Source organism: Vibrio sp. CB1-5, assembly GCF_059412285.1.
This window is the reverse complement of the sequence record NZ_JBJHPB010000052.1, coordinates 1-9789: the sequence shown is the minus strand read 5'-3', so window position 1 is coordinate 9789 and position 9789 is coordinate 1. Positions and strand designations below refer to the sequence as shown.

9 protein-coding genes are annotated in these 9789 nt (G+C 43.5%); 5 read left to right on the top strand and 4 right to left on the bottom strand.

Features of this window, described 5'->3' with window-relative positions; translation table 11 throughout:
- Nucleotides 1-346: 346 nt before the first annotated feature.
- Both ACJB0T_RS21565 and ACJB0T_RS21560 read right to left on the bottom strand, forming a co-directional pair.
- Nucleotides 347-1039, bottom strand: a complete 693-nt coding sequence (locus ACJB0T_RS21565) for an SDR family oxidoreductase (protein ID WP_479293274.1) — start codon at nucleotides 1037-1039, stop codon at nucleotides 347-349.
- Nucleotides 1040-1122: 83 nt separating this feature from the next.
- A complete protein-coding gene (locus tag ACJB0T_RS21560; RefSeq protein ID WP_479293272.1) occupies nucleotides 1123-2319 on the bottom strand; it encodes an MFS transporter in 1197 nt (398 codons plus the stop codon).
- 189 nt (nucleotides 2320-2508) lie between these two features.
- Here ACJB0T_RS21560 and ACJB0T_RS21555 point away from each other — a divergent pair, with 189 nt between their 5' ends.
- The 4 genes from ACJB0T_RS21555 to ACJB0T_RS21540 all read left to right on the top strand — a co-directional run bounded on the left by ACJB0T_RS21555 (nucleotide 2509) and on the right by ACJB0T_RS21540 (nucleotide 6819).
- Complete coding sequence (locus ACJB0T_RS21555; RefSeq protein WP_479293271.1) at nucleotides 2509-3390, top strand: LysR substrate-binding domain-containing protein; 882 nt, start codon at nucleotides 2509-2511, stop codon at nucleotides 3388-3390.
- A 225-nt stretch (nucleotides 3391-3615) separates the two neighbouring features.
- Nucleotides 3616-4713: an alkene reductase gene (locus tag ACJB0T_RS21550; RefSeq protein ID WP_479293269.1), complete on the top strand. Its 1098-nt coding sequence runs from the start codon at nucleotides 3616-3618 to the stop codon at nucleotides 4711-4713.
- 9 nt (nucleotides 4714-4722) lie between these two features.
- A complete protein-coding gene (locus ACJB0T_RS21545) occupies nucleotides 4723-5811 on the top strand; it encodes an alkene reductase (RefSeq protein WP_479293267.1) in 1089 nt (362 codons plus the stop codon).
- 66 nt (nucleotides 5812-5877) lie between these two features.
- Nucleotides 5878-6819, top strand: coding sequence for a zinc-binding dehydrogenase (locus ACJB0T_RS21540; RefSeq protein ID WP_479293266.1), 942 nt, complete (start codon nucleotides 5878-5880; stop codon nucleotides 6817-6819).
- A 227-nt stretch (nucleotides 6820-7046) separates the two neighbouring features.
- Here the strand turns inward: ACJB0T_RS21540 and ACJB0T_RS21535 are convergent, their stop codons facing one another.
- Together ACJB0T_RS21535 and ACJB0T_RS21530 are read right to left on the bottom strand one after the other, a co-directional pair.
- Nucleotides 7047-7913, bottom strand: coding sequence for an ImmA/IrrE family metallo-endopeptidase (locus tag ACJB0T_RS21535; protein ID WP_479293264.1), 867 nt, complete (start codon nucleotides 7911-7913; stop codon nucleotides 7047-7049).
- A gap of 60 nt (nucleotides 7914-7973) precedes the next feature.
- Nucleotides 7974-8414: a hypothetical protein gene (locus tag ACJB0T_RS21530; protein ID WP_479293261.1), complete on the bottom strand. Its 441-nt coding sequence runs from the start codon at nucleotides 8412-8414 to the stop codon at nucleotides 7974-7976.
- Nucleotides 8415-8691: 277 nt separating this feature from the next.
- On the opposite strand from ACJB0T_RS21530, the gene ACJB0T_RS21525 reads away from it, so the two are divergent.
- On the top strand, nucleotides 8692-9129 hold the full coding sequence (locus ACJB0T_RS21525) for a hypothetical protein (RefSeq protein WP_479293260.1): 438 nt from the start codon (nucleotides 8692-8694) through the stop codon (nucleotides 9127-9129).
- Nucleotides 9130-9789: the final 660 nt, after the last annotated feature.

Here is a 9789-nt window from a genome sequence, read left to right as displayed (position 1 = left end):
GTAATGACAAAGTCGCTTGGTAATTAAGGTACGACAGAATCGCTTGGTGATCACAGCTGCCTCCGTGTAATCGGTAACTCAAGATTGCCCCATTTCACGTTAAAGTATTTACTCAGTCCAGAGCAAGCTCGCAGTTGTTCCTTAGAATATGTAATGTGACCAGCCATAGATTCAGGAAATATCAATTTATAGGATTTCATCGTTATCCCAATCCCAGTCAATTTGGGAAATATCACGGGAGACTTTGTGTAAATACCACCAGATTAAACCGACAATAGAAAGGATTAAAACTATAAATAAAATCATATCATACCCTTAGAGCTTGTATGTGACGTAACTGCTGGGATTACCACGGCAATTGAGTGCCATCGTAGACAAAAAATGAGCCTGAATGCTTAAGTTTCAAATTGTCAATAACATTAAGCATGCCTTTAACACTCTCTTCTACTGTTACCTTGCCATCCGTCCCACCCATATCGGTTTGTACCCAACCTGGATGAATTGCCATAGTCTTCACACCCACTTCGGATAGTTCACAAGCCAAAGATTTAATTATTTGGTTGAGGGCGGCTTTTGATGCGCGATAGCTGTATCGACCACCAGAGCGGTTGTCATCGATGCTAGCGAGTATTGAAGTCATCCCAATGATGGTTTTATCTTCGCCAGCAAGAATGTTATTAAGCAAAGCCTGCGTGATTAACATGGGCGCAATGGTGTTGACGTTTAATACATTTATCCACTCTTTTTGCCCCATCTTGCCTAGGCTTTCACATTTATCTCCGCTCACTCCTGCGTTATGAATGAGTACATCAATGGAGGTGCCCACAAATTTCTCTGTCAAAGCGAGAATATGGGATTCATTACTCACGTCCAGCGTATGAATATCAATCATTGGATAAGTTTGTGCCAAGAGAGACAATGCCTGAGCTGTGTTGATGTCGCGGCAGCATGCAATCACACACCACCCACGCTGAGCGTATTGTTTAACAAGCTCTAGGCCTAAGCCTCGATTGGCGCCAGTGATAAAAACCGTTTTCATTGTGAGCTACCTAAGTTGATTATAAGTAAGAGTTAGCTGGTCAATGCCGAGCCTTGACCAGCTTGTAACCATTGTCGTGATACTTACTTCACAAGTACATTTGCTTCCGACAAATGAACTTCTGTACGTTTATCAAGACGTCCACTCATTCGAGTAAGAGCGAGCGCAACGATCACTATCACGGCTCCAATCCAAGGGGTATGCATTAAGCCCATTTCTGACACAATCATACCGCCTCCCCAAGAGCCAAGCGCAATACCCACGTTAAACGCCGCAATGTTTAGACCAGAAGCGACGTCTACCGCGTCAGGAGTGTATTTTTCAGCTAGTTTAACCACATAGACTTGTAAACCAGGAACATTACCGAATGCAAAGGCCCCCCAAACTAAAATAGTCGCTACCGCTGCTATAGGGTTAATGGCCGTAAAGTTAAATACAACTAATACGGTGGCAAGTCCTGTAAAAATAATCGTCAGTGCTTTTATTGGCCCCATCTTATCGGCCATTTTGCCGCCCCAAATATTACCAATCGCTACTGATACGCCGTATACCAACATAATTAGGCTGATTGCATTGGCGCTGAATCCTGTTTCCTGTTGCAAAATCGGCGCAAGAAAAGTGAAAGCGGTAAAGGTACCACCGTAACCGAGTGCTGTGATGGCATAAACCAGTAGTAGTCTTGGTTGCGTTAACACTTTTAGTTGTGATGACAGTTTAGCGGCAGCAGGCTGTTTTAGGTTGCTTGGCACCAATAAAGCACTACCAATCAAGGCAATAAGTCCTAATAGCGCTACAATCAAAAACGTCGATTGCCAACCAAAGGTTTGGCCGATGTAAGTACCAAGCGGCACGCCCGTTACTAATGCAACGGTTAATCCCGTGAACATAATCGCAATCGCGCTGGCTGCTTTTTCTTTAGGTACTAGGCCAGTCGCAATTGTGGAGCCGATTGAGAAGAACACACCATGGGCTAAACCAGTCAAAATACGAGCAACGATAAGGGTGTTGTAACCAGGTGCTTGCCATGCCAATAAGTTGCCAATCACAAACAGTGACATAACAGTAATGAGCACGTGCTTACGGTTCCACTTTCCCGTTAGCGCGGTTAAAACAGGTGCGCCAATCGCAACACCGAGTGCATAAAGGCTCACCAGCAGCCCTGCGGATGGTAGTGAGACATTTAAGTCAGAAGCCATGGTCGGGATCAATCCTACGATCACAAACTCCGTCGTTCCGATAGCAAAGGCGCTGAGCGTCAATGCAAGAAGTGCTAATGGCATATCATTTACTCTCTTTTGTTAGGTTCTAGTAAACAGCAGTGAATGTGTTTATCAACGTGTCGCGCTGCCGTGATTTGATGGAGGGATTTTGCGTGAAAATGTAGTTGCAAAAAATAGGTTATTTAACAAATGTTATTTGCTATAAATGCAATAATTAAAACGAAACTGTTGAGTAAATGGTAGGCAAGCATGCGGACGAAATCGGACGATTTAGAAATTCTACTTACTGTCGTTGATACTGGTGGGTTTACTGCGGCAGCAGAAAGTCTCGATATACAGGTGGCACGCGTATCACGAGCGGTGAGTAAGGTAGAAAGCCAGCTTGGCGTGACAATATTAAACCGAACCACAAGACGGATTGAATTAACGGATGAGGGGCGGCAATTCGTTGAGTCGGTAAGAATAGGGCTGATGCAGTTACAGCAAGCGGAAGACGAGATCATATCCCGTGGGGAATTACCCAAAGGACGACTGCGTGTTGATGCCGCCAGTCCGTTTGTGTTTCACCAGTTAGTTCCACTCGTTCAGCCATTTAATCAAGCCTATCCTGATATTGAGTTGGAGTTAACTTCTAATGAAGGTTTTGTTGATTTGCTAGAAAAGAAAACCGATATCGCTATTCGTATCGGTGCATTAAATGATTCAACTTTACATGCAAGGCCTCTTGGCCGAAGTTTACTTTACATTGTTGCTTCACCTGATTATTTATCAAAGCGCGGCTTTCCGAGTAAGAGCAGTGATTTGGAACATCACGATACCATCGGATTTTCAACACCAAAAACACTCAACGAATGGCCTCTGAAAGGATTTTCAGGGCTGACACCCACGCTGACCTCAAGTAACGGTGAAACGGTGAGACAGCTAGCATTGATGGGAAATGGAATCGCCTGCCTATCAGGCTTTATGGTGAAAAAAGATATTGCGGAAGGAAGATTAATTGCGTTGTTAGAAGGTGAAAAAATCAGTCACTCTGGCAGAGAGCAAATCAATGCGGTCTACTATAAGTCTTCTTCGGTTGCCAAGAGGATTTCTGCTTTTATCGATTTTATTCAGCCAAAACTGGATCTGTAAATCGTTCAACGCGAGGTAACTCCGTACCTCGCTTAGGCTATTTCTTCTGGCATCTTGGACAAAACAGGTACCAATAAAAGCCGATGAGACATCGACACCCAACAAGATCATTGCTGAAACATGCTTAGACTATTGCAATTTTGACAAATATCATTTGTCTTTGTTGCTATCAATGTAATGCGTTGAGTTTGTTAGTATCCCTCTCAAGAAATAAGAGGGCTTATTATGTCTAAATCACTTTTTCAACCTATCCAATTGGGGTCCTTGACACTCAAAAACCGCATCGTCATGCCACCGATGACACGCTCCAGAGCGACTCAACCTGGGGATGTCGCTAATGACATGATGGCGACGTATTACGCTCAGAGAGCCAGTGCAGGTTTAATTGTCTCCGAGGGCACACAAATTTCACCGAATGCAAAAGGTTATGCGTGGACGCCAGGTATATACACACCTGAGCAGATTGAAGGCTGGCGTAAAGTAACTCAAGCAGTACATGCAGAAAATGGCGCCATTTTCGCGCAGCTGTGGCATGTGGGCAGAGTCACTCACCCAGATAACATTGGTGGTGAGCAACCGATTTCTTCATCAGCGTTAAAAGCGGAAAACGTAAAAGTATTCGTTGATAATGGCAGTGATGAACCTGGCTTTGTTGACGTCGTCCAGCCTAGAGCAATGACAAAAGCGGATATTCAACAAGTCATCGCAGATTATCGTCAAGCGGCATTGAATGCTGTTGAGGCGGGCTTTGATGGGATTGAACTTCATGCAGCGAATGGTTATTTGATCAACCAGTTCATAGACTCCGAAGCTAACAGTCGCAGTGATGAATACGGTGGTAGCCTAGAAAATCGTCTTCGTTTTCTTGATGAAGTCGTTGCAGCATTAGTTGAAGCGATTGGCGCTAACCGTGTAGGCGTGCGTCTTGCGCCTTTGACTACCTTAAACGGTACCGTAGATGCGAACCCTATCGAGACCTATACCTCTGCTGCTGCGTTGTTGAATAAGCACGGTATTGTTTATCTGCATATCGCGGAAGTTGATTGGGATGATGCCCCAGATACGCCAGTCTCTTTCAAACGCGCCTTGCGAGAGGCTTATCAAGGCATTTTGATTTACGCAGGTCGTTATAATGCGGAAAAAGCGAAACAAGCTATTGATGACGGACTGGCTGATATGATCGGCTTTGGTCGCCCTTTTGTAGCGAATCCTGATCTTCCTGAACGTCTACTTCATGGTTACCCGTTCGCAGAGCACGATCCTAACACCTTGTTTGGTGGCGGTGAAAAAGGGTTGATTGATTATCCAACGTATAAAGCTTAAGGGGGAAGTATGTTTAAGGCATTTAAAGGTCACGGACTCGAGACTAGCAACCGTATCGCTATGGCGCCGATGACTCGTTCACGCACGTCTCAACCTGGTGATGTACCAAACGAGATCATGGCAACCTACTACCGTCAACGTGCTAGTGCTGGCTTGATTGTCACAGAAGGCGCACCTGTCTCAGCGGTTGGTCGGGGATACTCTATGACGCCAGGCATTTACACAGAAGAACACATTGAAGGCTGGAAGAAAGTGACTCAGGCTGTTCATGAGGAAGGGGGTAAGATATTTATCCAACTCTGGCATGTTGGCCGTCGTAGTCATTCCGATATTTCAGGTTCACAACCCCTGGCACCATCAGCGATAAAGATTCCAGATCAGGTCTTCGGCCCATTACCTGAAGGCGGGTTTGGCATGGTGGAGACCCAGCAGCCAAAAACAATGAGTGCAGATGAAATCCAAGCAACCATTGCCGACTTTGTTCAAGCTGCAAGAAATGCTGTTGAAGCAGGGTTTGATGGTGTTGAAGTACATGCTGCGCATGGTTACTTGTTTGATACCTTTTTACGCTTAGAAAGCAACCAAAGAAGTGATCAATATGGTGGCAGCCAAGAGAATCGTATGCGCTTTCTGGTTGATACGTTACAAGCGCTTACCGAGGAAATTGGTGGGGAAAGAGTAGCGGTTCGTCTGTCTCCTCATATCGGAGAGGGTTTTGCTGGGGATGATGTTGAAATTGTTCCACTAACGTTAGCATTGCTGGAAAAACTACAACCGATGAACCTTGCGTATGTGCATTTTTCAGAAAACATATCACGCTATGTAGAGGTGCCTGAAGAGTTTCGCCAGCAAGTACGCCGAATATACTCTAATCCAATCATGGTTGCAGGAAAGTTGACCAAGCAATCTGCACAACAGTTGCTAGATAAGCAGTATGCTGATTTCGTTGCCTTTGGTACTCCTTTTGTAACGAACCCTGATTTAGTCGCCCGATTTGCTCATGATTTACCATTGGCCGAGTTTGATGCCGATGCTAGGTTGACCTTGTATGGGGGCGGAGCCGAAGGCTACACCGATTATCCAACTTATCAAGCCTAATACACCAGGTACCAAGGACGATAACTCTTTGGTGCCTGACCTTTTCATTAAGCGAGTGGAAGTGATATGGAACCCTATCAAATTTGGCAATATCAAACTGAGACACACAGTCTTGTTTTAGGTAAGGCTGAAAGACCAGCTTTAGATGACAACGAAATCTTAGTACAAAACAAAGCGATTGGTATTAACCCTGTCGATTGGAAATTTATTAAAGCCAATCCTTTAAATTGGCCGAATGGCCATGTTCCAGGTGTTGATGGTGCAGGCGTCGTCGTACAAGTCGGGTCTAAAGTTGATCCCAGTCTAATTGGTCGTCGAGTAGCCTATCATGGCTCACTAAATCGCCATGGTAGCTTCGCTGAATATACCGTTTTGAACGCTGAGCGTGTGATGACACTGCCTGAGAGCCTATCTTTTGAACTTGCCTCGGCACTGCCTTGTCCGATGCTGACTGCATGGCAGGCATTTGAAAAAATTCCATTAACCCGACAAAGAGAAGTGCTTGTCGTTGGTTTTGGCGCGGTGAATAATTTGTTATCCCAGATCCTTGTCAGAGCGGGTTATATCGTTGATGTTATCTCCGCGAGTCTGAGCGAAGAGCGAGCAAAAAGCTTAGGTATTCGCCAAGTTTATCGGGAGCAATCTCAAATCGACATGAAATACTTCGCCATTTTTGATGCGGTGAGTGGGGAAAATGCCGCTCATTTAGTGCCGCTGTTAAGAGCAAATGGACATATTGTCTGCATTCAAGATCGTATTGCCAAACCCATTGATCCTCCATTTACGCGCACTATTTCTTACCACGAAATCGCCCTGGGCGCGTTACATGATTTTGGTGATAAAGAAGATTGGTATACGTTGATGCAAAACGGAGAAGCACTACTTGAGCGTATTGCAAATGGTGGTGTTGAAGTTAGTATTCCAGTCACTTTTAAATTCGAGCAGATGCTTAATGCATTGGAACACAGTGAGTTCTCGAAACTAAAAACAGTGATTACATTGAATTAGACTGCGCTATTAATATTTTTACTGGGAGCCACCATAGCTGACACCCTACACTTGGCTTGGCTAGTTGTTCTTATCGTTGATGATGAGCAAAACTTATCACTAGGACATGGACAAAAATCGTGCTCTAAATGATTTTTGTCCAAAAATGTTTCACAGAGCCAAGCTTTTGGGACAAAAGCGAGATAGAAACACCAACTCATTATGCAATTAGTGTTTGTAAGATTGATCTAGAATAGAGCGAGCTGTTCTTGACGACCCGTAGAATCGTTCCTTTTTTCGTTCGGGAGTTGCCCATTAATTGCATTTTCAATTGTCCCAGCAACATGTAAAACTGTATCTATTGATATGTCTGGAATGAAGTCTTTGCATTTGACATATCCTGATAAGTATTCTTCAGAATTACTCCTTATGCCGAATCTCTTGCAAATAATGTACGAAACTGATTCTGCTTCAAACTCGCGTTGATCTAGAGACAGGTTTGTTCGCTCTTTCCAGTTTTCATTGTCATTGTGAATTCCGAGGTGCCCACACATCAAGTGAGCCAATTCATGCACGAGTGTTGCGAATCTAACTTGAGGTGCATGATTTGAATTGATCTCTAATATGTATGATTTAAATTCGTTTTCTTTGTAGTTAGTTTTTATACATCCAGCACTAGTAGCTGACCTTGGCTCTTCGTGAATAATTACGCATAATCTTTTAGCTAACTTGTGTAATTTTGCAACGGCGTGTTCAGGCGTATTACCCTTGGCCCAAAAAGGTGCAAAGACTCTATCAGGCAGCGGTGCGCCTTCTGTATCATTAACATCAAACACGAACATTACTGGATGGAACGGAGCAAGAATAATAAGGGGCCTAGCATCTTTGTTTACTGTTCTATTGTGCCTTTTACTCCAGTCTGCTTTCGAAGCGACGTACGTCACGTTGGGGTTTTGAGAATAGATGAGCGCTACATTGTAAGCCGAGTAGTTTTTTATCTTGGCAACAAATTGAATGAACTGGAAGTAACTACTACTGCTTCTGTATCCGCGCGTTAAATCTACCAATTCATCAAATGTGCTCTTGTGTTTCTGTTTTATTGCGACAGTTTTCATTAACCTTCCTTGGTCAGGGACAAAAGCGAGTTTGAGTTCACAGTATTTTACTACTAAAGCTTATCGTGTTCGACAGAGCTTAAATTCATAACCTGTCTCAACTGATCCATTGAGTTCCTTGACTATCCACAAATGACTATCATAACCAGCTTTAACACCTCCTTTGGAAGTGCCAAATTTAGTGCCCTTTACAAGTATCACATAGCATTCGATAGACCGAGACAGTGCATCTGTGACAGCTTCAAATAATTCTTTTGAATGGCTAACGCTCAGAGGTTCATGACCAAGCTCTTTGGTCATTGCTGGCACTCTTTTGAAAAACGTGCCTGTCTTGTGGCTGTATATGTTGTTTTCAGGATCTATGTGGTCTGTCTCCGCCGAGAATACATAAGTGCCATCGGTTTTAGCTACCCAAGAGTATTGATCACGTTGGGTAGCACCAAGACACTGGTATGCAGTCTTTAAGCCTTTAACCCAAATTAGTTGTTTTGACGGTTCCATTTGTGACTACCAATACGTAATGTCGATTATGAACTCATAGTACGGGCATCCAATATGAATGGTCAATTACAAGGGGACAAAAGCAAGTTAAGGAGGCTACTTTAAGGCCATTGACAAACTTATTATCCACTTGATACTTTACAGGCTAGGTTTGACGCCACCTAGACCTGACTCGTGGTCAAGGCGCTTTCTACTTAACTAATGAATCAGTGCTCATTGGGAATAGTGTGTGAGAGTCACATTGCATGTCTTTAGCCCAATAAACGAGGATTGATACATGTCTAACAACCCAAAATATCCAGTTTACCTTTCACAGCTTAAGCAGTTTAAAAAATCAGCTAAACAATTTGCAGATCTGATTTCTGATGAATCAGAAACTTCTCCAATTTCAGCTTTCAAGAGAAATGATTGGCTTTCTCAGGCGTTAGGCCATAAAGGCCATAGTGACCTCACCTTTTTCGCAAAGTCTCGTCGTGATTCAGATATTTCTGAAGAGTTATATTTGTTCTGTGATGATGACCAGCTTCAAACTGCGATTATTGACTTTTTTTCTTCAAAGCTTCCTGCTGTGCCTAGAGAGGCTATCGAAAGTGCAGCATTTCAAATGTCAATGGGTGAATATTTCAGAGTGTTAAATACCCCGCTTACAGAAGAAGATAGTGAAGCTTTATCAAAGCTTGGTGGGTATGGTATGGACGATACCTACCGTGGCTAAGCATTGAGGGGACGGGAACGTCTCCTCTTTTTATTGGTCGGTGAGGGACAAGAGCGCCTTAGTGCGACTACTCTAAAACACTTCTGCCCCAAAGTCAGTTAGATCAAATACTCTACACATTTTAGGGGCGTGCATTTCCCCTACAAAATCTTATCCGATGAAAGAAGATTGGACCATTCGCTCTTTTGAGGCATGAATTGGCTGAAAATCGTCTTGCTCAATATCGCTGGAATTACGTGAGAACTTTCGGCAATATCTAAAGTTCGCATCCTAGACGTTAGGCCTATAAGGGCATTAGATTGAACGCGAGTATTACTAGCGTTATGATTGGTTTAAGTTTGAGCAAGAACGTAATGAAAAAGCCTTGCGTAAATGGTGTTCCCTACAAGAACTTGATGTCAGCGGTTAAAAATAAGGATTAAGCGTTGCGTAGCCAGAATTAAATTGCAGTCAATAAAGATACGGATTTCAACTACAAATACTATGCTTATGGTATGCTAGCTGACCAAAACCTATATATGTCATAGGGTTTGTTATCTTCGTTCGGTTCTTATGAAAGTTTCCAGAGAGGGGGGCGAGGTGCTGCTTAAACAAGAGTCTACCCCTGTCAGCGCCGATGTAAAAATGACCCACTAACGCCGATTTAAAATTGACCCACCT

Excerpts from the sequence above, each read along its gene's own strand:
- ACJB0T_RS21565 (WP_479293274.1), bottom strand. The coding sequence starts at position 1,039 with ATGAAAACGGTTTTTATCACTGGCGCCAATCGAGGCTTAGGCCTAGAG.
- ACJB0T_RS21560 (WP_479293272.1), bottom strand. The coding sequence starts at position 2,319 with ATGCCATTAGCACTTCTTGCATTGACGCTCAGCGCCTTTGCTATCGGA.
- ACJB0T_RS21555 (WP_479293271.1), top strand. The coding sequence starts at position 2,509 with ATGCGGACGAAATCGGACGATTTAGAAATTCTACTTACTGTCGTTGAT.
- ACJB0T_RS21550 (WP_479293269.1), top strand. The coding sequence starts at position 3,616 with ATGTCTAAATCACTTTTTCAACCTATCCAATTGGGGTCCTTGACACTC.
- ACJB0T_RS21545 (WP_479293267.1), top strand. The coding sequence starts at position 4,723 with ATGTTTAAGGCATTTAAAGGTCACGGACTCGAGACTAGCAACCGTATC.
- ACJB0T_RS21540 (WP_479293266.1), top strand. The coding sequence starts at position 5,878 with ATGGAACCCTATCAAATTTGGCAATATCAAACTGAGACACACAGTCTT.
- ACJB0T_RS21535 (WP_479293264.1), bottom strand. The coding sequence starts at position 7,913 with ATGAAAACTGTCGCAATAAAACAGAAACACAAGAGCACATTTGATGAA.
- ACJB0T_RS21530 (WP_479293261.1), bottom strand. The coding sequence starts at position 8,414 with ATGGAACCGTCAAAACAACTAATTTGGGTTAAAGGCTTAAAGACTGCA.
- ACJB0T_RS21525 (WP_479293260.1), top strand. The coding sequence starts at position 8,692 with ATGTCTAACAACCCAAAATATCCAGTTTACCTTTCACAGCTTAAGCAG.